The 25,595-nt window shown below is 65.9% G+C and carries 25 protein-coding genes; 8 read left to right on the top strand and 17 right to left on the bottom strand.

Translation table 11 applies throughout. The features are described 5' to 3' along the window. Positions 1 to 210: 210 nt before the first annotated feature. From HB677_RS14525 to pheA, 4 genes are all read right to left on the bottom strand, one after another. Positions 211 to 558, bottom strand: a complete 348-nt coding sequence (locus HB677_RS14525) for a metalloregulator ArsR/SmtB family transcription factor (RefSeq protein WP_213816449.1) — start codon at positions 556 to 558, stop codon at positions 211 to 213. Between the two features lie 21 nt (positions 559 to 579). After that, positions 580 to 1,380 carry a membrane protein insertase YidC gene (locus HB677_RS14520; protein WP_213816448.1) on the bottom strand — a complete coding sequence of 267 codons (801 nt, stop codon included), beginning with the start codon at positions 1,378 to 1,380 and terminating at the stop codon, positions 580 to 582. A gap of 73 nt (positions 1,381 to 1,453) precedes the next feature. Further along, a complete protein-coding gene (locus HB677_RS14515; protein ID WP_213816447.1) occupies positions 1,454 to 1,747 on the bottom strand; it encodes a DUF6412 domain-containing protein in 294 nt (97 codons plus the stop codon). A 43-nt stretch (positions 1,748 to 1,790) separates the two neighbouring features. Next, positions 1,791 to 2,744 (bottom strand): prephenate dehydratase, encoded by a 954-nt coding sequence (gene pheA, locus HB677_RS14510; protein ID WP_213816446.1) that lies wholly within the window; start codon positions 2,742 to 2,744, stop codon positions 1,791 to 1,793. 72 nt (positions 2,745 to 2,816) lie between these two features. Between pheA and HB677_RS14505 the strand changes: the two genes are divergently transcribed. Together HB677_RS14505 and pgm are read left to right on the top strand one after the other, a co-directional pair. Then, positions 2,817 to 3,146: a nuclear transport factor 2 family protein gene (locus HB677_RS14505; RefSeq protein ID WP_213816445.1), complete on the top strand. Its 330-nt coding sequence runs from the start codon at positions 2,817 to 2,819 to the stop codon at positions 3,144 to 3,146. A gap of 74 nt (positions 3,147 to 3,220) precedes the next feature. Further along, positions 3,221 to 4,840, top strand: a complete 1,620-nt coding sequence (pgm, locus tag HB677_RS14500) for a phosphoglucomutase (alpha-D-glucose-1,6-bisphosphate-dependent) (protein ID WP_213816444.1) — start codon at positions 3,221 to 3,223, stop codon at positions 4,838 to 4,840. A 73-nt stretch (positions 4,841 to 4,913) separates the two neighbouring features. On the opposite strand, the gene HB677_RS14495 is transcribed toward pgm, so the two are convergent. The 3 genes from HB677_RS14495 to HB677_RS14485 form a co-directional block, all read right to left on the bottom strand. Beyond that, complete coding sequence (locus HB677_RS14495) at positions 4,914 to 5,840, bottom strand: amidase domain-containing protein (RefSeq protein WP_213816443.1); 927 nt, start codon at positions 5,838 to 5,840, stop codon at positions 4,914 to 4,916. A gap of 75 nt (positions 5,841 to 5,915) precedes the next feature. Further along, entirely contained in the window at positions 5,916 to 6,536 is a 621-nt protein-coding gene (locus HB677_RS14490) for an amidase domain-containing protein (protein WP_213816442.1), read from the bottom strand. A gap of 27 nt (positions 6,537 to 6,563) precedes the next feature. Further along, a complete protein-coding gene (locus tag HB677_RS14485) occupies positions 6,564 to 7,454 on the bottom strand; it encodes a D-alanyl-D-alanine carboxypeptidase family protein (protein ID WP_307852613.1) in 891 nt (296 codons plus the stop codon). A 216-nt stretch (positions 7,455 to 7,670) separates the two neighbouring features. Between HB677_RS14485 and HB677_RS14480 the strand changes: the two genes are divergently transcribed. The 3 genes from HB677_RS14480 (at position 7,671) to HB677_RS14470 (ending at position 10,999) form a co-directional block, all read left to right on the top strand. Next, positions 7,671 to 9,452, top strand: coding sequence for an MDR family MFS transporter (locus HB677_RS14480; protein ID WP_374193824.1), 1,782 nt, complete (start codon positions 7,671 to 7,673; stop codon positions 9,450 to 9,452). A gap of 245 nt (positions 9,453 to 9,697) precedes the next feature. Next, the gene (locus HB677_RS14475; RefSeq protein ID WP_213816440.1) at positions 9,698 to 10,696 is read left to right on the top strand and encodes a LacI family DNA-binding transcriptional regulator; all 999 of its coding nucleotides are present in this window, start codon (positions 9,698 to 9,700) and stop codon (positions 10,694 to 10,696) included. An 18-nt stretch (positions 10,697 to 10,714) separates the two neighbouring features. Continuing rightward, on the top strand, positions 10,715 to 10,999 hold the full coding sequence (locus HB677_RS14470) for a GNAT family N-acetyltransferase (protein WP_213816439.1): 285 nt from the start codon (positions 10,715 to 10,717) through the stop codon (positions 10,997 to 10,999). A gap of 11 nt (positions 11,000 to 11,010) precedes the next feature. Here HB677_RS14470 and HB677_RS14465 read toward each other — a convergent pair whose 3' ends face one another. The 4 genes from HB677_RS14465 to HB677_RS14450 form a co-directional block, all read right to left on the bottom strand. After that, complete coding sequence (locus HB677_RS14465) at positions 11,011 to 11,349, bottom strand: hypothetical protein (RefSeq protein WP_213816438.1); 339 nt, start codon at positions 11,347 to 11,349, stop codon at positions 11,011 to 11,013. A gap of 99 nt (positions 11,350 to 11,448) precedes the next feature. Next, positions 11,449 to 12,498 (bottom strand): biotin/lipoate A/B protein ligase family protein, encoded by a 1,050-nt coding sequence (locus HB677_RS14460; protein WP_213816437.1) that lies wholly within the window; start codon positions 12,496 to 12,498, stop codon positions 11,449 to 11,451. Between the two features lie 89 nt (positions 12,499 to 12,587). After that, positions 12,588 to 14,489, bottom strand: a complete 1,902-nt coding sequence (locus tag HB677_RS14455; protein ID WP_255546642.1) for an amino acid permease — start codon at positions 14,487 to 14,489, stop codon at positions 12,588 to 12,590. A 122-nt stretch (positions 14,490 to 14,611) separates the two neighbouring features. Beyond that, the gene (locus HB677_RS14450; RefSeq protein ID WP_307852612.1) at positions 14,612 to 15,487 is read right to left on the bottom strand and encodes an alpha/beta hydrolase; all 876 of its coding nucleotides are present in this window, start codon (positions 15,485 to 15,487) and stop codon (positions 14,612 to 14,614) included. 144 nt (positions 15,488 to 15,631) lie between these two features. Here HB677_RS14450 and HB677_RS14445 point away from each other — a divergent pair, with 144 nt between their 5' ends. From HB677_RS14445 to HB677_RS14435, 3 genes are all read left to right on the top strand, one after another. After that, the gene (locus HB677_RS14445; RefSeq protein WP_213816435.1) at positions 15,632 to 16,054 is read left to right on the top strand and encodes a MarR family winged helix-turn-helix transcriptional regulator; all 423 of its coding nucleotides are present in this window, start codon (positions 15,632 to 15,634) and stop codon (positions 16,052 to 16,054) included. Positions 16,055 to 16,059: 5 nt separating this feature from the next. Beyond that, positions 16,060 to 17,379 (top strand): MFS transporter, encoded by a 1,320-nt coding sequence (locus tag HB677_RS14440; RefSeq protein ID WP_213816453.1) that lies wholly within the window; start codon positions 16,060 to 16,062, stop codon positions 17,377 to 17,379. 236 nt (positions 17,380 to 17,615) lie between these two features. Next, on the top strand, positions 17,616 to 19,253 hold the full coding sequence (locus HB677_RS14435) for an AMP-binding protein (RefSeq protein WP_213816434.1): 1,638 nt from the start codon (positions 17,616 to 17,618) through the stop codon (positions 19,251 to 19,253). Here the strand turns inward: HB677_RS14435 and HB677_RS14430 are convergent. From HB677_RS14430 to HB677_RS14405, 6 genes are all read right to left on the bottom strand, one after another. Then, positions 19,237 to 20,082 carry a transglutaminase family protein gene (locus HB677_RS14430; RefSeq protein ID WP_213816433.1) on the bottom strand — a complete coding sequence of 282 codons (846 nt, stop codon included), beginning with the start codon at positions 20,080 to 20,082 and terminating at the stop codon, positions 19,237 to 19,239. The two genes, HB677_RS14435 and HB677_RS14430, sit on opposite strands and share 17 nt — an antisense overlap. Beyond that, positions 20,079 to 21,008: an alpha-E domain-containing protein gene (locus HB677_RS14425; RefSeq protein WP_213816432.1), complete on the bottom strand. Its 930-nt coding sequence runs from the start codon at positions 21,006 to 21,008 to the stop codon at positions 20,079 to 20,081. Before HB677_RS14425 ends, HB677_RS14430 begins: the two co-directional genes overlap by 4 nt. Further along, positions 21,008 to 22,642 (bottom strand): circularly permuted type 2 ATP-grasp protein, encoded by a 1,635-nt coding sequence (locus HB677_RS14420; protein WP_213816431.1) that lies wholly within the window; start codon positions 22,640 to 22,642, stop codon positions 21,008 to 21,010. The genes HB677_RS14425 and HB677_RS14420 overlap by 1 nt, the downstream gene beginning before the upstream one ends. A gap of 9 nt (positions 22,643 to 22,651) precedes the next feature. Then, positions 22,652 to 23,686, bottom strand: coding sequence for a LacI family DNA-binding transcriptional regulator (locus HB677_RS14415; protein ID WP_307852610.1), 1,035 nt, complete (start codon positions 23,684 to 23,686; stop codon positions 22,652 to 22,654). A gap of 87 nt (positions 23,687 to 23,773) precedes the next feature. Then, the gene (locus tag HB677_RS14410) at positions 23,774 to 24,601 is read right to left on the bottom strand and encodes a carbohydrate ABC transporter permease (RefSeq protein ID WP_213816429.1); all 828 of its coding nucleotides are present in this window, start codon (positions 24,599 to 24,601) and stop codon (positions 23,774 to 23,776) included. After that, complete coding sequence (locus HB677_RS14405) at positions 24,601 to 25,521, bottom strand: carbohydrate ABC transporter permease (RefSeq protein ID WP_213816428.1); 921 nt, start codon at positions 25,519 to 25,521, stop codon at positions 24,601 to 24,603. The genes HB677_RS14410 and HB677_RS14405 overlap by 1 nt, the downstream gene beginning before the upstream one ends. Between the last annotated feature and the right edge of the window lie 74 nt (positions 25,522 to 25,595).

Genomic DNA, 25,595 nt, shown 5'->3' with positions numbered 1-25,595 from the left:
CCCCACCACCAAAACCAACCACACCCCGGGCGTGTCGCCGTGGGCGGCGGTCGCGACTGTCGCGGTCGGCGGCGGTCGAGGCTGTTGCCATGGGCGGGCGTTGCGACCCTGCACCAGTCGGAAAGCACGGCAGCCAGGTGCACGCCAGACGACCACCCGACGCAACCGACGGGAGAGGAGCGGTGCTGGCGCAGGCGCGTCGGCTCCGGGCTAGGCGGGTACCTCTTCTGTCTTCGGGGTGGCCTTGGTGCCGGGGGTGCGCTTGCGTACGGTGCGGAGAACGATCTGCTCGGGACACACGGTGGAGAGGAAGTCGCCCACCGAGAGTGCGAGGCGGTCGCCGACAAGTGAGTAGAGGATGCGGTTCGCATCCCGTCGCTCAGAAATGAGGCCGGCGCGACGCAAGACTCCGAGGTGACGGGAGACCGTGGGTCCGGAGGTACTGAACCGTGACGCGATTTCGCCGGCCGCCATCTCGCCATCCTTGAGATCCTGCAGGATTTGCCGACGCGTAGGGTGGGCGAGGGCCTCAAAGATGTCACTGACGTTGTCTTGCATACTTGCACTTTAGCTCAGTTGCTAAATAGCCGCAACCGGCGCGACGCTCCTGGCGAGGCTCCGGGTAAACCTCCGGCGCAGGAGGATGCGCTCAACCAGCGTCCACGTTGTGGTGACCGCCAGGTAGAGGGTGGCAGCCAGGGGAACGAAGGCCGCGAACACGACGGTGAGAAATGGCAGCCAGCTCAGGACACTGGTGAGCTGCTGCATGCCGGGAACGGCAGGCGTGGTGATCGCGGACGACTTCGGCGGAGCGTCATCCGCTGCCATACGCAGTGCGATCCTGCGGGAGATCCACGCCACCGTCGCGATGGCCGCGAGGAGAACGAGGAATACCGCGGCGCTCGGCAGGTCGATTCCGGAGCTGAGAGCCGCGACGAGGGACGTTCCCAGCGGGGCGCCGAACAGGTGGGCGGAAAGCAGGGAGTTGACGTGCCCGTTGACGTTCGCGAGAACGAAGAGGCCGTAGACGACGGACAGCACGGGCGCCTGCAGCAGGGTCGGGAGGATGCCGGCGAATGGGGAGACCTTTTCGGAGGCGTAGAGCTCCATGGTCTTGCGCTGGAGGAGTTGCGCGTCCTTCTTGTATTTACGCTGCACCTCCCGCAGCAGCGGTGCCATGCGGCGGCGGGCGAATTCGGCGCGCACCTGGGAGGCGCCGACGGGGATGAGCGCGGTGCGCACGAGCAGGGTGATCGCGACTATCGCGAGGGCGGCGCTGGCCGGACCTGCGAGTGGGGCGAGCACCGTGGCAAGACCGGCGACGAGGGAGTAGGCGGCGTCGAGGACGGTGGCGATGGGCGCAAACGTGTAGAAGTTCATGGGGTTCCTTGGCTCGTCGAATCGAATGGGGTGGCCGTATGGCCACGCAGCATCCGCCGACGGCGGAACAGATCTACGCGGCCAGGAAGGGCCGCGACGGCGCGCGAGTGCGGGGACGACCCGCGGTGTCGGGATGCCTCGGAGCAGGCATTTCCCGGAGCGACTCCCGGTGTTCCCGGGCCCGGGCCCCCACCGTGAGGTGTCGGGCGCGCAGGGCAACCCCGGCATACCGGGCGCCAAGGACGGCGGCGACGGCGACCGCCGCGAGACCGGCGATGGCAACACTCGACGGCTGAGCGCCGACGAGCATCATCACCACAAACGACACGCTGGCGAGGGCAACCAGACGCGTGTAGATCGATCGCATGGTCACTCCTCTCGCGTGCGGTGCTGGGGTCGGACTAGTGAATCTACTCCGGTTCCCCGGAAATGAGTCCGCGCAACCAATCGCGGGCATCGGTGAAGGCGTCGTTGTCGTAGCGCTGGGTGACGGTGATGGGCAGCTTGTCGGCCCGCGGGTACGACCCGAGGAAGATCACGTTGGGGCTGAAGCGCTTGAGACCGAGCAGCGCGTCGGCGACCCGCTCGTCCTTCACGTGGCCGTCGAGGTCGATGACGAAGCGGTACCGTCCGAGCTCGTCGCCGATGGGACGTGACGCCAGCAGGCTCATGTTCACCCCGCGGGTGGCGAATTGCTCCAGCATTTCGAGCAGGCGCCCGGCCGTGTCATCCGGCAACTCGGCAATGATGCTCGTCTTGTCGGACCCCGTGCGTTCCGGCAACACGGTGCTGCGGCTGACGAGCACGAAGCGGGTCTGCGCGTTCGGATTGTCGCCGATGTTCTCAGCGAGCACGTCGAGGGTGTGGTGGTCGGTGATGGTGGGCGGCGCGATGGCGGCGTCCGCGAATTCATTGTCGAAGAGGGATGCCGCGGCGGCGACGTTCGACGTCGCGGGAAGGTGTCCGTGGCCGGGCAGGTTCGCGTCGAGCCAGAGGTGCGACTGGCCGTAGGCGACCGGGTGCGCGTTGATGACCTTGACGTCGGCGAGCGTGGTTCCGGGCCGGGCGACGAGCACGAAGTTCACGTTGACGAGGTACTCGCCGATGATCCGGAGGTTAGGGATCTTCGCGAGGGCGTCCTGGCTGGCGCTGACCCCGCCGTCGACGGTGTTCTCGATCGCGATCATCGCCGCGACGCTTCTGCCCGAGACGACATCGTCGAGAGCCTGGCCCACGTTGTTGACGGGGAGCCAGATTTTGCCCCGCGCCTGCGGCACCTGGGCAAGGGCCGCCTCGGTAAATGTGCCGGCGGGACCCAGGTAGGAATAGCTCTCCACCGCGTGCGCTCCGGCAATCTCAGACATGACTGGAAGCCTACTGGGCACCCGTTGCCCGACAGCGTGATACTGGGATGACCCACTCCCGAGGAGCTACCCATGACAGACGTGCCCGCGCCCATCCAGCGGATGATCGACGCCACCAATGCCGGGGACACGCCCGCGTTCATTGCCTGCTTCACGGATGACGCCTACCTCGTGGACTGGGGACGCGAGTTTCACGGCCCCTCCGGAGTCGCGAGCTGGAACCAGACCGACAACATCGGCAAGCGGGCGCACTTTGAGGCCACCGCCACCCGTACAGAGGGGGCCGACGAGATCGTCACGCTCGTGGTGAGCGGAGGCGGATACAACGGCACCGGAGACATCCGCTTCACCATCGACGGCGACCTGATCAGCCGGATGATCATCGCGGAGGCGGGTGGCTAACCCAGCGGGAGCCGGCGCGCAAGTGCCGGGGATTGGGTGGCGGAAACCCCGGCCGCCGGTGCCACACTGGAGATATGACCTCGCGCGCCGGAACTCCAGCCCAGCCCTCAGACCTCATCGACATCGCGGATCTCATCAAGGCGTATTACGACCTGGTGCCGGATGTCACGAATCCCAACCAGAAGGTGACCTTCGGAACGAGCGGCCACCGCGGCTCGAGCTTCGATTCGGCCTTCAACCAGACGCACATCGCCGCCATCACGCAGGCGATCGTCGAGTACCGGGCAAGCCAGGGCATCACCGGCCCGCTGTTCATCGGTCGTGACACACACGCCCTGAGCCGCCCGGCCGAGACCACCGCCCTCGAGGTGCTGTCCGCCAACGAGGTGCGCGTGCTCGTCGACGAGTTCGACGACTTCGTCCCGACCCCGGCCCTCAGCCACGCGATCCTCAAGTACAACGCCGAGGGTCACGACGACCAGGCCGACGGCATCGTCATCACCCCGAGCCACAACCCTCCCCGTGACGGCGGCTTCAAGTACAACCCGCCGCACGGCGGACCCGCCGACAGCGATGCGACCAGCTGGATCGCGAACCGCGCCAACGAGCTCATCGCCGCCGGCAACGTCGACGTGAAGAGCGCGGAGCCGACGGCGGTCGAGACGTACGACTTCCGCGGCAACTACGTCGATGACCTCATCAACATCATCGACATCGACGCGATCAAGAAGTCGGGCATCAGCATCGGCGCCGACCCCCTCGGCGGCGCGAGCGTGCACTACTGGGAGCTCATCGGCGAGAAGTACGGCCTCAACCTCACGGTGATCAACCACGACGTCGACCCGGCGTGGGGCTTCATGACCCTCGACTGGGACGAGAAGATCCGCATGGATCCGTCGAGTCCCTCGGTCATGGCCTCGGTCGTCGCACACCAGAACGAGCACGACATCGTCACGGGTAACGACGCCGACGCCGACCGCCACGGCATCGTTACTCCCGATGGCGGCCTGATGAACCCGAACCACTACCTCGCGGTCGCGATCCAGTACCTGTACACGCACCGTCCGGAATGGCGAGCGGATGCCGCGATCGGAAAGACCCTCGTGTCGAGCACCATGATCGACCGCGTCGCCGAGTCACTCGGCCGACGTCTCTGGGAGGTGCCGGTCGGCTTCAAGTGGTTCGTGCCCGGCCTGATCGATGGATCCGTCGCTTTCGGTGGCGAGGAATCCGCCGGAGCCAGCTTCCTGCGCAAGGACGGCACGGTGTGGACCACGGACAAGGACGGCATTCTGCTCGCGCTGCTCGCGAGCGAGATCGTGGCCGTGACCGGCAAGTCCCCCTCGGAGCTGTATGCCGCGTTGACCGCGGAGTTCGGTGCCCCCGTCTACGAGCGCGTCGATGCCGCCGCGAGCAAGGAACAGAAGGCACGACTCGGGAAGCTGAATGGGTCGGACATCACGGCAACGGAGCTCGCGGGTCATCCCATCACCGCGAAGCTCAGCGAAGCTCCCGGCAACGGAGCCGCCATCGGCGGACTCAAGGTCGTCACCGACACCGCGTGGTTTGCCGCGCGACCCAGCGGAACGGAAGACGTCTACAAGATCTACGCCGAGTCGTTCGAGGGCCCGGAGCACCTAAAGCGCGTGCAGGCGGAGGCCAAGGTCATCGTCGACGGGGCGCTCGGGGCATAAGCATCGCCTCTACGCAACGCACAAACGCTCGGCCGGGAATCTCCGGCCGAGCGTTTGCATGTGGTGGCTGCGACTACTTGAGCAGGTGCCAGTAGTAGGCGGTCGCGCCCGGGTGATCGGTGGTGATGGCGGTGTCGACGGAACGGAAGTCCGAGTCGAGAGTGTGACCGGCAAAGTAGATCTTCGTGGCGGCACCGCTGCCTTCGATGCGGGTGACGACACCGGTGTGGTCGCGGTCGCCGCTGTTGTCCCAGTCGAACTGCACGATGTCACCGATGGCAACCTTGTCGCGCTGCTGGTCGGTGAGCGCGGTCGCCATCTCGGGACGGTCCTCGAAGTAGTGCATCATCGCGGTGGAGCTGGCCCAAGCGTTTGCGTAGTGGTTGGTGCCGCCGTCCTGGTTGTGCCACCAGTCGTCATCCATGGTCCAGCCGCGGGCGATGAGCGACTGGCTGGTGAAGTTGACGCAGTCGTTGTCACCGATCTCGCCGTACTTGGCCAGGTTGCGCGTGGTCCAGTACTTCATCAGATAGGTCATCTGCTTGTCGATGGGCGTGACGACCTGATAGTCGTACGCGAGCGCGGTGCCGGTGGCGCCCGTGACGCTGACCGGCACGCTGCCGACGACGTAGTTCGCGGAGGCCGGAGCAGTCACCGTGACGCTATCCGCCTTCGCGGCGGTAATCGGGGCCGCGGTGGTGCCGAACGTCACGGCGGTGGTTCCGGCGAGGTCAGTGCCCGTGATCGTCACGCTGGTGCCTCCGACAATCGATCCCGACGCGGTCGTCAGGGAGCTGACCGTGGGGGTCGCCGGTGCGTCATCCGATCCCGACGAAGCACCCGATGAATTGGCGGGAGTCGCCGTGGCACACCCGGTCAGGGCAACACCGATGACGCCGACAACGACGAGCGCGCGCAAACGGGACAGACGGCGGGATGCAACAGGAAGCAAGAAGGTCTCCGTACGGAAGTGAAGGTGCCACGCGGGGTGCACGGGCATCCGGGCAGCTTACGCACCGAGGATAGGTAAATGCGGGACGCGGTTCAAGCCGGAGCGCCGATACCCGGTCAGTGCTCAGGCGGTGGGGTCGGCCAGGTGCCAGTAGTACACGTCTGCGCCGGGGTGATTCTTCGTGATGATCGTTTCGACGGACGAGAGGTAGGCGTCGGGAGTGTGCTCTGCGGCGAAGATCTGGCGATCGGCGCCGGTACCGGTGACGCGCGAGACGATTGCGGTGTGATCACGGTCGCCACTGTTGTCCCAGTCGAACTGGATGATGTCACCCACCACGATGTCGGCGGTGTCATCCGCCCTGTGCTGGACCGCGAGCGTTGGGTGTTTCTCGAGATAGTGGAGAAGCGCGGTCGAGCTCACCCACGCGCTGCTGTAGTCGCTGGAGCCCGCGGTGTTGGTGTGCCACCACGTATCGTCCATGGGCCAGCCCCGCGCGAGGAGCGCCTGGCTCGTGAAGTTCACGCAGTCGCCACCGAGGGAACCGAACTCGGCCGTGTTGCGGGAATTCCAGTGCGCGTCGATGTACGTCATTTCGGCGACCACGGCGGGGGAACCGGCCGCGGACACCGCATCGTAGGGAGCGGAGCATCCGCCCATCGCCACCACACCAACAACGGCGATCGCGACCAGGGCGGTAAACCGCCCGGACGGGACGCGCCGGGTCACTCTGCGGGGATGCATGGGGGTGATCTTACGGGCGAGCGATGCTCACTTGTAGTCCGGCGCAGCCGGAAGGCCGAAGAACTCCTCAAGAGTCTTCACGCCCTCCTTGTGCATTTCGGTGGACAGGGCCACCCCCACGTAGCGGAAGTGCCAGGGTTCGTAAGTGAAACCGGTGATGGCGACCTTGTCCGCCGGGTAGCGCAGGATGAACCCGAACCGGTAGGCGTTGGCCGCGAGCCAGACGCCCTGGGGTGTCGTGCCGAAGCAGGCGTCGAGGGCGCAGGTGAGGGGAACGGGCGAGATGTCGGCCGTCAGCCCCGTCTGGTGTTCGCTGAATCCGGCGCGCGCGCTCTGTGCATCGGCCTGCTTCTGCCCCAGCCGGTTCACCCATCCGTCATAGACGCGCACCTGCACCGAATACGACCGGTAGGCACTCTGCACCTGCATAGCGCCTGCCCCCTCTTTTACCGAGGCGGCAAACATCTTCACGAGCGCGGCGGACGCCTCCGCGCGCAGCACCGGCGGATTCTGCGACTTCACCGGCGCGGTCACGAGATCGGAGGGCGCGTAGCTCACCGGATTAAGGGGTCGCGTCTTATTGCTCACGACCCAGAGGCTCGAGGGCACATTCGTGGGGTATAGGTGCTTATTGAACGCGGGAGGGGTGGATGCCACGGGCGTGGGTTCCTTCGTCGGCGTCGACGGCGCGACAACCGTCGCGGTAGGGGTGGGGGTGAGCACGGGCGTCGGAGTCGGGGTCGCGCTGACGGTGGGCGCCGGGTCTGCCGACGGCGCGACGATCGCCGGCGCGGAGGGGACGCCGCCGGGAAGGCCCGAACTTGTCACCGCATCCTCCTGGGGCGCACACGCGGCGACGGAAATTGCGAGTGCGAAGGCCATGACTGATGCGCCAGCGGCGCGACGGATTCTCGACACTCGTCGAGCATAGACGCCCGAAATGCAACCCCCACTGAGCCGTCCGGAACAGGGCACAGACTGTATTGCTTTCCCCTTGCAATCGGTGTAACTTTGCACTTCACGCAAGTTTCTGCCATCGCCGGCACGGTCCGGGATGGCTTCTCTCACTTAAACACCCCCCTTTCACCGTCTCTAGATAGAGGTTTCATGTCCCGCAGCGATACCCAGGATCGGATGAGTGCCAAACAGGGCGCTCAGGCATCCTCCGACTCTGGTGGCATCATGAGCCACCGCCAGATCTTGTTCGTGATTTACGGACTCATGGCCGGGATGTTCCTGTCTGCTCTCGACCAGACAATTGTCGGAACATCCATTCGCACAATCTCTGACGACCTTCACGGTCTGAGCGAGCAGGCGTGGGTCACCACCGCGTATCTGGTCGTCTCCACGATCGCGACCCCCATCTACGGCAAGCTCTCCGACATCTTCGGTCGGCGCCCGCTGTTCATCATCGCCATCTCGATCTTCCTCGCCGGTTCCATCGCCTCGGGCTTCGCCCAGTCGATGTACGAGCTTGCCGCGTTCCGCGCCATCCAGGGCCTCGGCGCCGGTGGCCTCATGGCGCTGCCGCTCGCGATCATGGGCGACATGCTCGCTCCGCGCGAGAGGGCGAAGTACCAGGGGTATTTCCTCGCCGTCTTCGGTATCTCCAGCGTGATTGGCCCCCTCATCGGCGGACTGCTCGCAGGCGCACCGTTCATCCTCGGCATCGTCGGATGGCGCTGGGTGTTCCTGATCAACATCCCGATCGGCATCATCGCCCTCGCGATCGTGATTCGGTTCCTTCACCTGCCCAAGCGCAGCGTGAATCGCCGCGTGCGCATCGACTGGTGGGGCGCAACGACCGTCATCGTCGCCGTCGCGCCGCTGCTGCTCGTTGCCGAGCAGGGTCGCGAGTGGGGCTGGGATTCCGGCACCTCGATCACCTGCTACATCGTGGGCCTCGTCGGCATCATCGCGTTCATCGTCGTCGAGCGGATGATGGGTGATGACGCACTCATCCCCCTCAAGCTCTTCAAGAGCTCGACCTTCTCCATGGCCACGATCCTCGGTGTGCTCGTCGGATTCGGAATGTTCGGAGCGCTGTCCACGGTGCCGCTGTTCCTGCAGCTGGTGAACGGGTCCTCCCCCACCGAGAGCGGCTACCAGTTGCTGCCGATGATCCTTGGCCTGATGATCTCCTCGATCGTCAGCGGACAGGTCATCGCCCGTACAGGCCGCTACCGCATCTTCCCGATCATGGGAACCGCGTTCATGGCGCTCGGCTTCTTCGTGTTCACCTTCATCGAGGCGAGCACCCCGATCTGGGTCATCATGGGCGGAATGCTGCTCGTCGGCCTCGGTCTCGGCCAGCTGATGCAGACCCTGACGATCGCCAGCCAGAACTCGGTCGGACCCCGGGACATTGGTGTCGCAACGTCGTCGTCGACGTTCTTCCGCCAGATCGGTGGAACGCTGGGCGTCGCGGTGCTGTTCTCCGTGCTGTTCACGCGCATCCCCACCACGATCAAGGCGGCGTTCACCGACCCATCCCTGATCGCCAACGCGAAGACCGCCCTTGCGGACCCCGCGGTGCAGTCCAACCCGGTCAACGCGGACATCATCAAGCTGTACACAAGCAGCTCGGGCGGTGCGGCATCCTCGCTGGACGGCGACACCACCTTCCTCAATGGTGTTGACCACCGCCTCGCGGCGCCGTTCCTGCACGGCTTCGCCGATGCCACTGTCACCGTCTTCTGGGTGAGCCTGGTCGTGGTGCTGATCGCCTTCGTGCTCAGCCTCTTCCTCAAGGCAACGCCGCTTCGCCAGAAGTCCGCGCTGCAGGAGGTTGCCGATGACGACGCGGCCATCCTCGCAGCACAGGGCGCGGCCGTCACCGGCGCACCCGCAACGGCGGATCCGGATGACACGGGGTCGAACCCGCTCCACGGAAAGCACGCGGCACCGGGCGTCTAGAGCTCGAGGCATCCGCACCACCACCAGAGGGTGGCCACCCGCGTTCGCGCGAGTGGCCACCCTCCGTCGTTGTGTCCCTGACCCCCGAACGGGGCCGTTCGTGGGAGCGGTCCCTCCCAGTCGTAGAATGGGTTTTCCGTGCATCGGAGCGCGGTCGCTCGTCCCCCGGGGCAGCATGCCGGCACCACTGATCTGGAGGTTCCGCCATCGACGAATCGACGAGTCCCTCCGCCCCCACGCTCGAAATGGTGGCGGCGCTCGCGGGTGTCTCGCGGTCGACCGTGTCCCGCGTGGTCAATGCGTCGCCGCGCGTCACCCCCGGCGCCATTAGTGCCGTGACCGCCGCGATCGAGACGCTCGGGTACGTACCCAACCAGGCGGCCCGCAGCCTCGCCAGCCGCAAGACCTACACGATCGCGGTCATCATCCCCGAGAACACCGCCAAATTTTTCTCCGACCCCTACTTCGCGTCGGTGATCCACGGCGTTGCCACACACCTGGGCAACACCGAGTACACGCTTACCCTGCTGATCGCGTCCGAGGCACACCCGGAGAAGACCCGGCGGTACCTGCAGGGCGGCAGCGTCGACGGCGCGCTCATCCTGTCCCACCACGCCGACGACAGCTCCTACCTGCAGCTGTCCAGCACCCTTCCGGTCGTGTTCGGCGGACGCCCGATGAGTAACACCCGCCCCGCGGACGCCGGCCCGGTGCCGCGCAACCACATCGTGGATGTCGACAATGTCGCGGCATCCACCACCGCCACCCGCTACCTGCTCGAGCACGGCCGCCGGCGCATCGCGACGATTGCGGGCCCCCAGAACATGGCCGCCGGATTCGACCGCCTCGTCGGGTGGCGCGCGGCAATCGCCGAAACCGCGCAGAACCCCGACCTGGTGGCGTTTGGTGACTTCACTCCCCCGGGCGGTGAGTCCGCGATGCGCGAGCTGCTGGCCCGCGGCGAGAGCTTCGACGGCATCTTCATTGCCTCATCGCAGATGGCCTTCGGCGCCCTGCGGGTGCTGCGCGAGCACGGCATCTCCGTTCCCGGCGACGTCGCCATCACCACGGTGGACAACGACTACTTCGCGCAGAACTCGACACCGCCGCTGACCTGCATCGAGCAGCCGGTGGCCGAACTCGGCGTGGAAATCGCGCAGACCCTCGTTCGCCTGATCAACGGGGAATCCGTCGCCGAACTGTCGGTCATGCCGACCCGGTTGATCGAGCGCGAATCGGTCTAGCCGAACTACGCTGGAGGCATGTCAACAGCTGTCGTTCATGCCCCGAACCTCAACCGCTACCAACTGCTGATCGACGGCGAGGTGAGCGGGTTCACCGAGTACCACCTCTCCGGAAACGACATAGTTTTCACGCACACGGAGGTCGACCCCGCGCGTCAGGAGCACGGCCTCGGTGGCGAGCTTGTCACCGGCGCGCTGGATCAGGTTCGGGATGACACGAGCTACCGTCTCGTCGCGGTGTGCCCGTTCATCGTCAGCTGGTTGACCAAGCACCCGGAGTACCAGGACCTGCAGCAGCGCTGACCGGCAGCCTCTTAGCGGCGGGGTTCCTCATCGAGATCGATGTGCACGGAACCGCGGTATTTAGACAGCGGTGCACCGATGGATGACTCCTGCTCCGGCTCATCCGCTATCTGGCGAAGCCTGCCCTTGTCACCGGGAAGCGGCGCGGGTGCCGGCAGGACGGTCTGACGATCGAGCTCGACCTGTGCCTCGTACTTGCTCGCATTGAAGACCTCGTCGCCGACTCCAAGAACGCCGCCGGGAGTGCCGGACCGGTTCTTGTTCGAGAGGTCGATCCAGCCGAAGTGGGATGCCAGGTAGAACAGCGCGCCAACGGCGGCCACGATCGCGAGTAAGAGCCAGCCGTTCACAGCAATCAGCTTACGGTTTGGGACAGGCTTGTCTACTGGGACTGGCCATCCGTGGCGTTTTGTGGCGGTGGATTTTCAGCATTGGCGGCGGCCGATCCCTTATGGGACGCGGTGCAGCCACTCCTCGGTACCGAATTTCTCGGCGACGAGCTGCTTTGCCTTTGCGTCTTCTTCCGGGGTGATCTCCCCCGGCTTGGCCCCGTAGAGGGACGCGAAGGTCGCCTTCAGCTTCTCGATGATCTCCTCGCGGGGCAGTCCGGTCTGGCTGCGCAGCGGGTCGACGCGCTTGGCGGCACTCTTGGTGCCCTTGTCGCTCATCTTTTCGCGGCCGATGCGCAGCACCTCGACCATGCGGTCGCCGTTGATGTCGTAGCTCATGGTGACGTGGTGCAGCACCGCACCGGCGCCGAGGCGCTTTTGCGCCGCCCCACCGATCTTGCCCGTCGGGCTCGCGATGTCGTTGAGCGGCTGGTAGCTCGCGTCGATTCCGAGGGACTTGAGGGTGATGATGACCCATTCGTCGAGGAACGCGTACGAATCCGCGAAGCTCATGCCCTGCACGAGCGCCGAGGGAGCGTAGATCGAATAGGTGACGACCGAGCCCGCCTCCATGAACATGGCGCCGCCGCCGCTGATGCGGCGGACAACCTCGAAGCCGTACTTGGCCGCGTTCTCGAGGTCGACCTCGTTGCGCACGGACTGGAAGCTGCCGATGACCACGGCGGGGCGCTCCCACTCCCAGATGCGCAGCGTCGGCTTGCGGCGGCCGGCGCCGACCTCTTCGGCGAGAACCTGGTCGAGAGCCATCTGCATCTGCGGGGTCTCTGCCTTGCCGTGCACGATTTCCCACTCGTAGTCGCGGAAGGTTGTCGCCTGGGCGAGGGCGCGACGGATGGTGGTCGAGACGGAGTCGGCCGTGAACCCGAGGAGCACGGCGTCCTTCGGCAGCGCCTGCGTGATCGCGGCGGTGAAACGCGCGGCATCCGAGTCGGACGGCAGTCCATTGATCGCGGAGTTGATCGCCTCGAGCGCGCTGTCGGGTTCGAGGAAGAAGTCGCCGGCGAGGCGGAAGTTCGCGATCGCGCCGTCCACGACATCGAGGTCGACTACGACCAGCTTTCCGCCGGGAACCTTGAACTCGCCGTGCATGGGGATGCCTTTCGTCGGTGACTCGTATGAGCCAGCTTATTTCGCGCGGGGTGTGGGCCGCTTGCCGGTGCACGCCCCCGTGCCGGTTGTCAGCTGACGTGAACCTCGGGACGCCGGTCGCGGTTCGGCTCCGCGCGGCGCATGACCTCACGGGTGACCGGGGCGACCTCGCCGCCGCCGGTGACCAGGAACTTGAACATGTTGGAGATCGGGTTGCCCTCGGTCCACTCGAAGTAGATGGAGGGCACGACGCCGGTGATGTCGCGGATGGTGAGCAGGATGGCAGCGACAGTGTTGGGAACGTTGCCGCTGTTGACCTGCAGCACCCGGTAGCCGTGACGCATGACGCCACGCACCACGAGGTCCTCCTCGAAGTTGGAGGAGTCGGCGGGATAGACCTCGAGGAAGATGATCGGAGTGCGCTGCGGGATGCCACTGTCCCGGCGTTCTTCGAGCAGCTTCTGCCGGTACTCGTGGGCACTGCCGTCGTCGGGCTCGTTGGCGACGATGCACACGCCGCCGAAGTCGTCCGCGTCGGACATAACGAAGGCCTCGGCCTCGGCGTCGAGGGTGATGGATGTCGCGCGCAGTTGGAACGACCTCTGGATGCGCGACACGATCGACACCACGATGATGCCGAGGATGAACAGGGCGGCGATCCGCACACCGTCGGGTCGCTCGACCACGTTGACGACGGTCGTGTAGGCAAATACCGCCGCGATGATCGCAAACCCGATGGTGCGCTTTGGCTGCTTGTGCTTGTGCGCGGAGATGGTCACTGCCACCGACGCCGACGTGATCAGGACGAGCACACCGGTGGCGTAGGCACCACCCTGCGCGTTGACGTCGGCATTGAAGACGATCGTGACGAGGAAGGCGATGGCCGTGAAGACGAGCACCAGCGGGCGCACCGCGCGCGACCAGTTCGGCGCCATGCCGTAGCGCGGGAGGTACCGGGGCACCAGGTTGAGCAGGCCAGCCATCGCCGACGCTCCTGCGAACCACAGGATGGCGATCGTTGAGGCGTCGTATACGGTACCGAACGCGTCACCAAAGAACTGGTGAGCGAGGTAGGCCAGTGCCCGGCCGTCGGCCGATCCGCCGGGACCGAATTCCTTCTGCGGAATGAGCAGGGTGGTGACGAAGCTCGATGTGATGAGGAACGTGCTCATGATCACCGCGGCGGTGGTCAGCAGGCGCTTGGTGCCGCGGATGCGACCGGCCGGGTTGGCAGGGGTGTCGTCGGCGGCACCCTTCACCTGCGGCATGAGAGCGACCCCGGTCTCGAACCCGGAGAGCCCGAGCGCAAGCTTCGGGAAGACGATGAGCGCGATGCCCACCATGACCAGCGGGTTGCCGTGCTGCGTGAGCAGGGCGGCCCACCAGTTGTCGATCACCACGGTATTGCCAGCGACGTGCGCGATGGCCACGACGATGACGATCGCGTTGAGGAGGAGGTAGACGGCGACGAGCACCACCGCGATGGAAATCGCTTCCTTGAAGCCGCGCAGGAACACGGCGGCCAGCACGGCGATGATCGCGATGGTGATGCCCACCTCGTTGCCCTGGAACCACGCCGGCGCAAACGGATTTTCGACCGCGTGCGCCGTGGCGTCGGCCGCGGAGAGCGTAATGGTGATCATGAAGTCGGTCGCCGCGAAGCCCAGCAGCACCAGGACGAAGAGTTTGCCGCCCCACCAGGGCAGCAGCTTCTCGAGCATGGAGATGGAACCCTCACCCTTGAAGCTCTCGCGGGCGACCCGGCGGTAGACCGGCAGCGCGCCGAACAGCGTGAGGAGGATGAGCACGATCGTCGCGAAGGGCGACAGCAAACCGGCGGCCACCGCCGCGATCGCGGGCTGGTAGCCGAGGGTGGAGAAGTAATCGACGCCGGTGAGCGCCATGACGCGCCACCACGGATGCGTCTTCTCGACCTTAACCGCGTGGGGACCCTGATGGGCTCCGGCCTGGTCGCCGAGGCCATCCAGCATCCATGCGCTGAAGCCGGCGCGACGCCTGCGGGTGCGCCGCGGAACAGGGACTATTTCGGTTGCCACTCTGCTGAGACTACGCGCAGTACACCACCATCAATGGCACTCAGCGAACACTCATCTCAGAGCGCTGGTTCGAACCGTTCGTTGAGCCACTCGATAAGGTCGTCGGTGACCTCCGCGCGGTTCGTTTCGTTGTAGATCTCGTGGCGCGCGCCCGGATACACGTGCAGCGACACCTGTGACAGCTCGGACCGGTTGATGTACGCCTCCGCCAGCAGTTCAGCGCTCGTGGCACCGCCGAAGGGGTCGTCACTGCCCACCTGGATCAGCACGGGAAGATCCTTCTGCAGCTTGCGCGCGGGCTTGCCCAGCAGGCCGAGGGACTCACGCACCCCGAAGAGCTTGAGCGCATTGGCCGGGAAGGTGAGGTCGTCGTCGCGGAAAGCGATCGCGACCGCGTCATCCCGACTCAGCCATTCGTAGCCGGTGGTACCCAGGTGCGCGTGACGGGCGTTGAGGTCGCCGCCGTTCATATGTCGGAAGGTGCGGTACGCCGTGCCCGAGAGCACAACGCCGTCATAGTCGACCGACGCAACGTTGATGATCTTCTGCGCGATGATCGATCCCCAGCTGTGGCCGAATAAAACGATGGGGAGATCGGGATGCTCCGCGCGGATGATGCCCGTGAGCTGGCGCACTGCTGCCACCGTCGCACGCATGCCGCCCGGGCCGAGGCGACCGAGCTTGGTGCGGTCGCCGCCGTGGTGACCGAGGCCCGTCTGCCCGTGGCCGCGGTGATCGTCGGCGAAGACGGAGTACCCGGCGTTGACGAGATCCTGCGCGAGGTCCTCGTAGCGTGCTGCGTGATCGCCGAGGCCGTGGGCAAGCTGCACCACGCCCTTGGGCTTGCTGGCGCGCCACACGTAATAGCGAATCGTGACGCCATGGGCATCGACAAAAGACTGGTCATCGCGGATCGCGGTGAATCTGGGCACGGAAGCCTCCTCGTCCTGCCAATAATACGGCGGACCACCGGCGCCCGGCATGCCTCGCCAGGCGGGCACGCATCACTGCCCGCCTGCTCCGCGTACCCTCGACGTATTTACTTAGCAATGCTAAATAGCTAGGCTAAGTAATCTATGGACGACGATAACTTTGAGCTGGACCTGCGCCTCGCGGTGCAGCGGCTGGCCCGGCGGCTGCGGGCGCAGCGCGCGGGTGCCGACATCACCGACGGGCAGTACGCGGTGCTCTCGGTTCTCGCCCGGCACGACGGGCTCGGACTCGGCGAACTGAGCGAGCACGAGCGGGTAACCGCATCCTCGATGAACCGCACCGTCAACGCGCTCGTCGAGGCGGGCTATGCCACCCGCACGGGATCCGACGACGACGGACGCAAGGTCGTCCTGCGCCTCAGCGACGAGGGCCGGGCCGTGGTCGAGGAGACCCGCCGCCGCCGCGGTGAGTGGTTCTCGGTGCGCCTGGCAGAGCTGAGCGACGGCGACCGCGAGAAGCTGCGGCTCGCGTCATCCATTCTTCAAAGCCTTGCGGATGCCTCGTGAGCGCCATGTTCCGCTCGCTGAGCGTTCGCAACTACCGCCTGTGGTTCTTCGGCGCGCTCGTGTCGAACTCGGGCACCTGGATGCAGCGCACCGCCCAGGACTGGATCGTGCTCACCGATCTGACCGACCACGACGCCGTGGCCGTCGGCATCACGATGGCGTTGCAGCTCGGTCCCCAGCTGGTGCTCGCCCCGATGGCCGGACTGCTGGCCGACCGGGTCAACCGGCGCCACCTGCTGATGTTCACCCAGGCGGCGATGGGCGTTCTCGGGCTGGGGCTGGGGCTCCTCGTGCTGCTGGGCACCGCCGAGCTGTGGGAGGTCTATCTGTTCGCCCTTGCCACCGGCGCGGTGTCGGCGTTCGATGCGCCGGTGCGGCAGACATTCGTGTCCGAGCTGGTCGCGGAGAAGAACATCCCGAACGCGGTCGCCCTCAACTCGGCATCCTTCAACGGTGCGCGCCTGATCGGACCGGCGCTGGCCGGTGTACTGCTCGCGCTCGTCGGTGCGGGGTTCGTCTTCCTGCTGAACGGGGTGACGTTTGCGGCGACCCTGTTCGCGCTGGTGAAGATCCGGCCCGATCAGCTGCAGCCGGCGCCGCGCGTGCGCAAGCAGAAGGGGCAGATCCGTGCGGGCCTGAGCTACGTGCGGTCGCGGCCCGACATCGTGATCATTCTCGTGATGATCCTGTTCATCGGCACCTTCGGCTTCAACTTCGCCATCTTCGTCTCCACGATGACCACCGTCGTGTTCCACCAGGGCGCCGGAGCCTATGGCGCCCTGTCGTCCATCCTGGCGATCGGCTCGGTCGCGGGCGCGCTGCTCGCCGCCCGCCGGGACCGGCCGCGACTCCGACTCGTGGTGGGCGCGGCCTTCGCCTTCGGCATTGCGTGCACCCTCGCGGCCCTCGCCCCGTCGTACCTCACCTTCGCGCTCGCCGCCCCGCTCATCGGCATCACGGCGATGACCGCGATGAACAGCGCAAACTCCTACGTGCAGATCAGCACCCTGCCGGCGATGCGCGGCCGGGTCATGGCGCTGTACATGGCGATCATGGCCGGCGGCACCCCGATCGGCGCTCCGTTCGCCGGCTGGGTCGCCAACCAGTTCGGACCGCGCTGGTCGCTCGGGGTCGCGGCGATCTCCGGGCTGCTCGCGGGCGCGATCGCCGTGGTCTGGATGATCCGGGCCCGCCACCTGCGGGTGCGCTACGACCGGGACATCCCGTATCGCCTCGCCTTCTCGCACGACGGACTCGAGCCAACGCCGACGCAGGCGACAGCGGTCAGCCTGGCGACCGAGGAAATCACGATCCAGCGGGGCTAGCCTTCCGCCAGGCCCGTTGCATCGGCGCGGGTCGGAGGAGCACCTCACCACCCGCGGGGCGGAACCCTCATCGAAGGAGCACAGATGGTCGTCCCAGCGCGCTGAGGACGACAAAGTTTGCTCCTTCGATGACGAAGCGGGGCTGAGGCGCAAACCGGCACCGCCGAGGCGCAAACCGGCACCGGGTTCCCAGCGATTCTTTGATGGAATGGAGATCTATCAAAGGAGATAGCGCCATGACACTCAGCACGTATCCCGATGCGGTGATTCCCGACCTGTCCGTGTACGACTTCCTCTTCGGTTCGCTCGATGCCGACGACCGCGACCGCATCGCCCTCGTCGACGGCACCACCGGCACCGAGACCAGCTACGGCGAGCTCGTCGCCCGGGTGAACGCGTTCGCCGGGTCGCTCGCCCAGCGCGGCGTCAAGCCGGGCGATGTTCTCGGGTTGCTCTGCCCCAACTCCCCCGCCTTCGCGATCGCCTTTCACGGCATCCTGCGTGCGGGCGCGACCGTGACCCCGATTAACTCGCTGTATACCCCCGAGGAGATTGCGTCGCAGTTGACGGATGCCTCGGCCCGCTGGCTCCTCACCGTGAGCCCACTCCTGCCCGCGGCACACGCTGCCGCGACCGCAACCGGGATCACCGATGACCACCTCGTCGTGCTGGACGGCGCCCCGGGGCATCCATCGCTCACCGACCTGCTCGCCGACCAGGCGACTCCCCCGGTCGTGACGATCGACCCGGCCACCGCCATCGCGGTGCTGCCGTACTCGTCCGGCACGACCGGGCGCCCCAAGGGGGTGATGCTCAGCCACCGCAACCTGGTGGCGAACGTCGTGCAGTGCAACGCGTCGATCGGTCTCACCGGGCACGACACGGTTCTCGCAGTGCTTCCGTTCTTCCACATTTACGGGCTGACGGTGCTGCTCAACTTTGCGATCAAGCAGCGGGCGCGGCTGGTGACCATGCCACGGTTCGACCTGCCCGAGTTTCTGCGGCTCGCGCAGGACTACCGCTGCACGTGGCTCTTCATCGCGCCTCCGATTGCGGTCGCGCTGGCGAAGCATCCGCTCGTCGACCAGTTCGACCTGTCGGGTGTGAAGGTGACGTTCTCGGGCGCCGCCCCGCTGGATGGCGCGCTCGCGAAAGCGGTCGAGGCACGGATCGGATGCCTCGTGCGGCAGGGCTACGGAATGACCGAGCTCAGCCCGGTCTCGCACGCAATACCGGTGGACCGTGATGACATCGCGCCGAGTTCGATCGGGCTGGCGGTGCCGAGCGTGGAATGTCGCCTCATCGACACCGAGTCCGGCGAGGACATAGTGCCGCCCGAGGAGGGCCCGAGCCGTCCCGGCGAGCTGTTGTGTCGCGGACCCAACGTGATGGTTGGCTACCTCGGCAACCCCGAGGCCACCGCCGCCACGCTCGATGCGGACGGGTGGCTGCACACGGGCGACGTGGCGACGGTCGACGCGTCCGGCGTATACAGGATCGTCGACAGGCTCAAGGAGCTCATCAAGTACAAGGGGTACCAGGTCGCGCCGGCCGTGCTCGAGGCCGTGCTGCTGGGTCATCCCCTCATCGCGGACGCGGCGGTGATCGGGTTCCACGACGTCGACGGGCAGGAAGTGCCGAAGGCCTTCGTTGTGCTGCAACCCCAGGCGATGCTGGGCGAAGACGACATCATCGCCTACGTCGCAGAACACGTCGCGCGGCACGAAAAGGTGCGCGCGGTCGAGTTCATCGACGGGGTGCCCAAGTCCACCTCTGGCAAGATTCTGCGCAAGGACCTCCGCGCCCGGGAGACCCAGAGCGGGGCAGCGCCGGTGCCGGAATCGGTGCCGTCGGCGGCTACGCCTCGCGCGTGATCTCAACCTTCACGTAGAGCTGCGATCCGTACGGACCCGCGTACACGCCGCGCAGCGGAGCCACGTCGTTGTAGTCACGTCCGTGACCCACGGCGACGTGGCGGTCGCCGATGTCGATGAGGTTCGTCGGGTCATAACCACGCCAGCTGCCGCAGTACCACTCGACCCAGGCGTGGGATTCGCCGGCCACGGTCTGACCGATCTCGGCGTCGGGCACCGGGTGGAGGTAGCCCGAGATGTAGCGTGCGGGGATGCCAACGGAGCGCAGTGCACCGAGGGCAAGGTGCGCGATGTCCTGGCAGACACCCTTGCGTACGGCCCATGCCTCGGTCGCGGTGGTGTGCACGCCGGTGACGCCCTGCATGTACTCGACCGCCCCGCCGATCGCCTGGCAGATCGCGAGTGCAGCATCGCAGGCGTTGTCGGTCTGGGAGACGATCTCCGCGGCGAGCGCGGCGACCTCCTCCGGCGGCTCGGTGCGACGGGTCTGCCCCCGCTGCTCCACGGTCTCGGTCGCGGCGTCGACGACGGACGCCAGCTCGTCCCAGCCCACGAGGTGCTCGGGGTGGGTGCGCGGACGTACCTCCACGAGGCTCGTCGCCGTCAGCGACAGCTCCCGATGAGGGGTGAGGATCTCGAACGAGGAGACGCGGGTATTCCAGTAGTCCACGTACGAGTGCTGGCTGGACATGGGAAGGATGTCGAGGTTGGAGAACAACACCAGTTGTCCCTCCGAGCTCGCCGGAAGCATGCGTGCCTCGTTGTACGAGGCCGTGACCTCTCCCTCGTAGTGGAAGCCTGTCATGTGCTTGATGCGGAGCCGGTTCACGAGTTCTCCCGCACCCAGCTCGGAGCCGCGTTGGTGGGGAAGTAGCGCTGCCGGATGGCTTCGGACGCTGCGCTCGTAGCCGCCTGGACGCTGTCCATGTGGCGGGGAAGCTCGTCGAGAATCTCGGTAATGGGCCGGTACTCCAGTTCACTGCGGATTTGCCCGAGCAGCCTCAGGGACTGATCGCTCACCCCGACGCGGTCGGTGCGCGGCTCGATATCCCGCATGCACTGTTCGGCGCGGGACACCGAGAACAGGATACTGCGGGGGAAGAGCCGGTCGAGCAGGAGGAATTCTGCCGCGTTGCGTGCGCTTGGCATGCCGCGGTAGGTGCGCAGGTAGGCCTCGTAGGCACCGACGCTGCGAAGAATGGTGGTCCAGGATGGCCCGGAGGCCTCGGTCAACGATCGCGTCGCCAACAGTCGGGCAGTCATGTCCGCGCGCTCGATGCTGCGACCGAGGGTGAAGAAACTCCACGCCTCGTCACGACTGGTGGCGGACTCGATGATCCCGACCGCGAGGGCCGAGCGCTCGCGCACCCAGCCGAAGAACTCGTGCACCTTCTCGGCGGATACCTTGCGGGGCATGCGGGCGCGAGTGGTATTCAGCGCCTCCCACAGCTCGGTGCTGATGACCTCGCGGGCACGGCGGGCGTTCTCGCGCGCAGCACCCAGTGAGTAGGCGATCGAGGCAGGTTCGGTGCGGTCGACCGCGAGGATCGTCAGCACATCCGAGCGCGTCAGTTCACGGTCATCCGGAATATCCGCACCCATGACGCTGAGCAGCGAGCGGCAGGCGAGGTTCTCTTCGATCCACGGGTCTTCGAGCAGCAGCTGAAGGTGCACATCGAGAATGCGGGCGGTTCCGTCGGCGCGCTCGATGTAGCGCCCGATCCAGAACAGGGATTCGGCGATTCGGCTCAGCATTACTCGTCCCCCTCCACATCGTCGCGTTGCTGCTGTTGCTGTTCTTCCTGTTTGCCCTGGGGGCCGTCGAGCGGCGAGTGATCCTGCAGGTGTTCGCCGGTGATGATCGAGATCGATTGCGTCGAAGCGGCCTGGTCGGCGACGAGACCCTGGATGCTGTGGCGCGCAACCTGCAGCGGGTCCTGTCCGACCACCCAGGTGTCCTTGGAACCGCCACCCTGCGAGCTGTTGACGACGAGTTCGCCCTCGGGCAGCGCGACGCGGGTCAGCCCGCCGGGAAGAACCCAGACGTCACTGCCGTCGTTGACAGCGAACGGGCGGAGGTCCGCGTGACGGGGACGCATGCCATCGTCGACAAGCGTCGGAATGGTCGACAGCTGCACGACGGGCTGCGCGATCCACCCGCGCGGGTCGGCGAGCAACCGGCTTCGCAGTGCGTCAAGTTCTGCCTTGGATGCCGCGGGGCCGACGACAAGTCCCTTACCGCCGGAGCCGTCCACGGGCTTGACCACGAGCTCATCGAGACGGTCGAGCACCTCTTCGAGGGACTCCGGGTCTTCCAGACGCCAGGTGTGGACGTTGGGGAGCTTCGCTTCCTCCCCGAGGTAGTACTTGATGAGGTCGGGAAGGTACGTGTAGACGAGCTTGTCGTCGGCCACGCCGTTGCCCACGGCGTTGGCGATCGTCACGTTGCCGAGACGCGCGGCGAGCATGAGACCGGGGCTTCCCAGCATCGAGTCGGCGCGGAACTGCAGTGGGTCGAGGAACTCGTCATCCACCCGGCGGTAGATCACATCCACGCGTGTGGGGCCCGCTGTCGTGCGCATCCACACGCGGCCGCCGGAGCAGAAGAGGTCGCGGCCCTCCACCAGCTCCACACCCATCAGGCGGGCGAGAAGCGTGTGCTCGAAGTAGGCGGAGTTGAAGACACCCGGGGTGAGGACGACGACGGTCGGGTCATCCACCCCTTCCGGCGCACTTGCGCGCAGGGCCTGCAGGAGCTTGTTGGGATAGTCGCCGACCGGACGCACCTTCATGCTCACGAAGAGCTCGGGAAGGGTCTGGGCCATGACGCGGCGGTTGGAGATGACGTAGCTAACGCCGCTGGGGACGCGAACGTTGTCTTCGAGGACCCGCCAGGTGCCCGCCTCGTCGCGGATCAGGTCGATTCCGCTGACCTGGATGCGCACGCCGTTGGCGCTGACGATGCCCGCGGCCTCGCGATGGAAGTGGCTGGAGGAGGTAATCAGTCCCGCGGGGATGACGCCATCGCGCACCGCGTTCTGTGCGCCGTAGACATCGGCGAGGAACGCCTCGAGCGCCTTAACCCGCTGTTTGATGCCCGCCTCGACCTGCAGCCACTCGGCCTGGTCGATAACCCGGGGCACCGCGTCGAGCGGAAACGGTCTTTCTTCGCCCGCGAAATCGAAGGTGACACCCTGCGCGAGATAGCTGCTGGCGAGAGCGTCGGTACGTCCACGAAGCTCGTCCTGGGTCATCCGCGCGAGAGTCGCGTGGATTTCCTTGTACGACGCCCGTGCCGTTCCCGGCGTGGAAAACATCTCGTCAAAGGCGGAAGCCGCCCCAGTCGATCTCGTGGCAGTGGCTCGGTAACCATCAAACAGATCGCCCATGACCAGAGCCTAGTCGCGGGATGTTGCGGCGTTGTTTCCGCCGGTGCTCTCCCGTATTACGAGCTCGGGCTGGAACTCGATCTGGCGCGGCGCAAGCTCGGGGTCGGCCGCTTCTTCCAGCACGATCTCCACGGCCATCTGGCCGATGAGGGCACTCGGCTGCCGGATCGAGGTGAGCGGCACCACCGCGGCGCTGGCAAAGTCGATGTCGTCGTAGCCGATCAGGGCGATGTCACCGGGAACGCTCACGGGAGCGCCCTGCATCATCAGGGCCTGCAGAACACCCATCGCGACCAGGTCATTGGCGGCGAAGATCGCGTCCGGGCGATCCAACGGGGTGCGCTCACGAATCTCCGTGCCGACGCGGCGACCCTCGATAACTGTCAGCGCGTCGGTGACGAGGGTTTCGAGCTCGACACCGGGGTGTTCGGCGACGGCTGCGCGGGCGCCCTCGAGGCGATCGGAGACCTGCCGGATCTGCACCGGTCCGCCCACGAAGGCGATGCGGCGACGGCCGATGGCAATGAGGTGCTCCGCAGCCATGCGGCCGCCGGCCACGTCGTCGACGGAAACCGAGCTGAATTCGTCGGTGCCGCTACTGCGGTCAACGAGCACTGCGGCGATACCGCGTTCCTTGAGCTGCTCGAGCCGGTGCGCGACATCCCCGTACGGCGAAATCAGAAGTCCGTGCACCCGCTGCTCCTCGAACAGGTCGAGGTAGGTGGATTCACGCACCGTGTCCTCGTCACTGTTGCCCAGGATGACCGAGAGCCCCGCCTCCGCGGCCTTGTCCTCGGCCCCGCGCGCGATGTCGGTGAAGAACGGGTTACGCACGTCGAGCACGATCAGGCCAATGGTCTTGCTGCGGCCCGCCCGCAATTGCCGCGCGGCATCGTTGCGAATGAACCCAAGCTCGGCGATGGCGGCGGTGACGCGCGCAATCGTGTCGGCGGACACCTTGTTCGGGCGATTGAGCACGTTGGACACCGTGCCGACCGACACCTGGGCCCGCAGCGCGACATCCCGGACGCTAGCGGCGGCCACGGCACACCGCATCTGTTCGTAGCCTCGACGTCGCCGGAATCATATGGCGACAATACAGTGATCGTTCCGCGGCCCCCGACACGGTCACTACCCCTTGACGGCTCCGGACGACATGCCGGCGACGATCTGCCGGTTGAAGAAGATGAACATCACCAGCGGCGGGATCGTAATCAGCAGGATGTTCGTGAACAGCAGGTTCCACGACGTGTCGAACTGACTCTGGAAATTGAAGAGCGTCAGCTGCACCGTGGCGTTCTCGTCCCCGGGCAGGAAGTAGAGGGGATTGGTGAAGTCGTTGAACACTGCCACCGACTGCACCACGATCACCGTGATGATGACCGAGCGCAGAAGGGGGAAGACGACCTGGAAGAAGAGGCGGATGCTTCCGGCGCCGTCGATGATCGCTGCCTCATCGACCTCGCGGGGGATGGTGGAAATGAAGGCGCGGAACAGCAGGATGCAGAAGGAGAGGCCAAAGGCCGCCTCCACGAGGATCAGGCCACCGAGCGTCTTGAAGAGTCCGAGTCCCTGGAGTACCCAGATGGTCGGCACAACGGCGGGCGGGATGATCAGCCCGGAGAGCACGAGGAAGTTGATCAGGCCGTTCCACTTGCTTGCCCGGCGCTGCAGCACGAAGGCCACCATGGCCGCGAGAAGCACCATGATCGCGACGCTCGCGACGGTGAGCACGGTGCTGTTGATGAGCGCGGTGACCAGCATGAAGTTGCGGGTCTGGATCACCTCGACGATGTTGTCCCAGAGGTGGAATTCGGTGGGCCAGCTGAAGGAAAGGAAGCCCGCCTCGTTCTTGCCCTTCATCGCCGTCAGGATGATGAAGCTGAACGGCACGAGGAAAACGAAGATCGAGATGATGATGGCGACAATGCCAAGCCAGGATTTGCGGACGGCGTGCATCAGTACACCTCCTTGCGGTTGAGGAACGCGGACAGCGGAAGAATGATGAGCGTGACGATCAGGAACAGGATCACGTTGCCCGCGGTGGACAGGCCGTAGAAGCCCGCCTGGTATTGCTTATAAATGACCGAGGCGATGACATCCGAGGTGAACCCCGGACCACCCCGCGTCATCGACCAGATCAGGTCGAAGGACCTGAGCCCGCCGATGAGGGACAGGATGATCACGGTGACGGTGGCCGGGCGGGCCAGGGGGAGGATGATCTGCGTGAAGTTTTTCCAGGCCCCCGCGCCATCCACCTTCGCCGCTTCAAAGTATTCGGTGGGGATGGAGACGATTCCCGCGATGTAGATGACGGTGGCGAGGCCCACGCCCTTCCAGACGTCGACGAGGGCAACCGACAGCAGCGCCCACGCGGGATCCGTGAGCCATGCCGGTCCCTGGATGCCGATGGTCGCGAGTGCTTCGTTGATGAGTCCCTTGGTGGGGTTCATCAGGACGGCGAAGGTGATGCCGACGCCGATTGTGCTCACCAGCACCGGGAAGAAGACGACCGAGCGAAGGTAGCCGCGCGCGATGATCTGCGAGGTGAGAAGCACGCCGAGCAACATGCCAAGAACCACCTTGAGCGCCGAGGTCACCGTGGCGTAGATGAACGTGTTAACGAGGCCCTGCACGAGGTTCGGTTCCTGAAAGAACTGCACGAAGTTGCCGAAGCCGATGAAGGTGGCGTCGAAGATCGTCCACCGGGTGAGGCTGAAGAAGAACGAGGCGAACGTGGGCACGAGGAACAGCACCGCGTAGAGGATTGCCGGCACGAGATAGAACCAGAAGCTGTACGGGCTCTTCATCTTCTTGCGCTTGAGCAGCGGCGCCGAGCGGCGACCTGTCAGTGGCTTGGTTGGCGCAATTGTTGCCATCGTTCTGTCTCCATTGACATGAAATGTCCGGTCCCGCCCCTGGACGGGACCGGACATTTCCGTGATGTGGTGCT

The sequence above is a fragment of the Glaciihabitans sp. dw_435 genome (assembly GCF_018449675.1).
In the GTDB taxonomy this organism is placed as follows: domain Bacteria; phylum Actinomycetota; class Actinomycetes; order Actinomycetales; family Microbacteriaceae; genus Glaciihabitans.
This window is presented reverse-complemented; position numbering and strand designations above follow the sequence as displayed.

Coding starts and splice junctions, on each gene's coding strand:
- HB677_RS14505 (WP_213816445.1), top strand. CDS start 2,817: ATGACAGACGTGCCCGCGCCCATCCAGCGGATGATCGACGCCACCAAT.
- HB677_RS14475 (WP_213816440.1), top strand. CDS start 9,698: ATGGTGGCGGCGCTCGCGGGTGTCTCGCGGTCGACCGTGTCCCGCGTG.
- HB677_RS14525 (WP_213816449.1), bottom strand. CDS start 558: ATGCAAGACAACGTCAGTGACATCTTTGAGGCCCTCGCCCACCCTACG.
- HB677_RS14455 (WP_255546642.1), bottom strand. CDS start 14,489: ATGCTGGATGGCCTCGGCGACCAGGCCGGAGCCCATCAGGGTCCCCAC.
- HB677_RS14495 (WP_213816443.1), bottom strand. CDS start 5,840: ATGCCCGTGCACCCCGCGTGGCACCTTCACTTCCGTACGGAGACCTTC.
- HB677_RS14420 (WP_213816431.1), bottom strand. CDS start 22,642: ATGGGCGATCTGTTTGATGGTTACCGAGCCACTGCCACGAGATCGACT.
- HB677_RS14435 (WP_213816434.1), top strand. CDS start 17,616: ATGACACTCAGCACGTATCCCGATGCGGTGATTCCCGACCTGTCCGTG.
- HB677_RS14425 (WP_213816432.1), bottom strand. CDS start 21,008: ATGCTGAGCCGAATCGCCGAATCCCTGTTCTGGATCGGGCGCTACATC.
- HB677_RS14440 (WP_213816453.1), top strand. CDS start 16,060: ATGTTCCGCTCGCTGAGCGTTCGCAACTACCGCCTGTGGTTCTTCGGC.
- HB677_RS14405 (WP_213816428.1), bottom strand. CDS start 25,521: ATGGCAACAATTGCGCCAACCAAGCCACTGACAGGTCGCCGCTCGGCG.
- HB677_RS14480 (WP_374193824.1), top strand. CDS start 7,671: ATGAGTGCCAAACAGGGCGCTCAGGCATCCTCCGACTCTGGTGGCATC.
- HB677_RS14460 (WP_213816437.1), bottom strand. CDS start 12,498: ATGCACGGCGAGTTCAAGGTTCCCGGCGGAAAGCTGGTCGTAGTCGAC.
- HB677_RS14470 (WP_213816439.1), top strand. CDS start 10,715: ATGTCAACAGCTGTCGTTCATGCCCCGAACCTCAACCGCTACCAACTG.
- HB677_RS14515 (WP_213816447.1), bottom strand. CDS start 1,747: ATGCGATCGATCTACACGCGTCTGGTTGCCCTCGCCAGCGTGTCGTTT.
- pheA (WP_213816446.1), bottom strand. CDS start 2,744: ATGTCTGAGATTGCCGGAGCGCACGCGGTGGAGAGCTATTCCTACCTG.
- HB677_RS14445 (WP_213816435.1), top strand. CDS start 15,632: ATGGACGACGATAACTTTGAGCTGGACCTGCGCCTCGCGGTGCAGCGG.
- HB677_RS14520 (WP_213816448.1), bottom strand. CDS start 1,380: ATGAACTTCTACACGTTTGCGCCCATCGCCACCGTCCTCGACGCCGCC.
- HB677_RS14490 (WP_213816442.1), bottom strand. CDS start 6,536: ATGCATCCCCGCAGAGTGACCCGGCGCGTCCCGTCCGGGCGGTTTACC.
- HB677_RS14410 (WP_213816429.1), bottom strand. CDS start 24,601: ATGCACGCCGTCCGCAAATCCTGGCTTGGCATTGTCGCCATCATCATC.
- pgm (WP_213816444.1), top strand. CDS start 3,221: ATGACCTCGCGCGCCGGAACTCCAGCCCAGCCCTCAGACCTCATCGAC.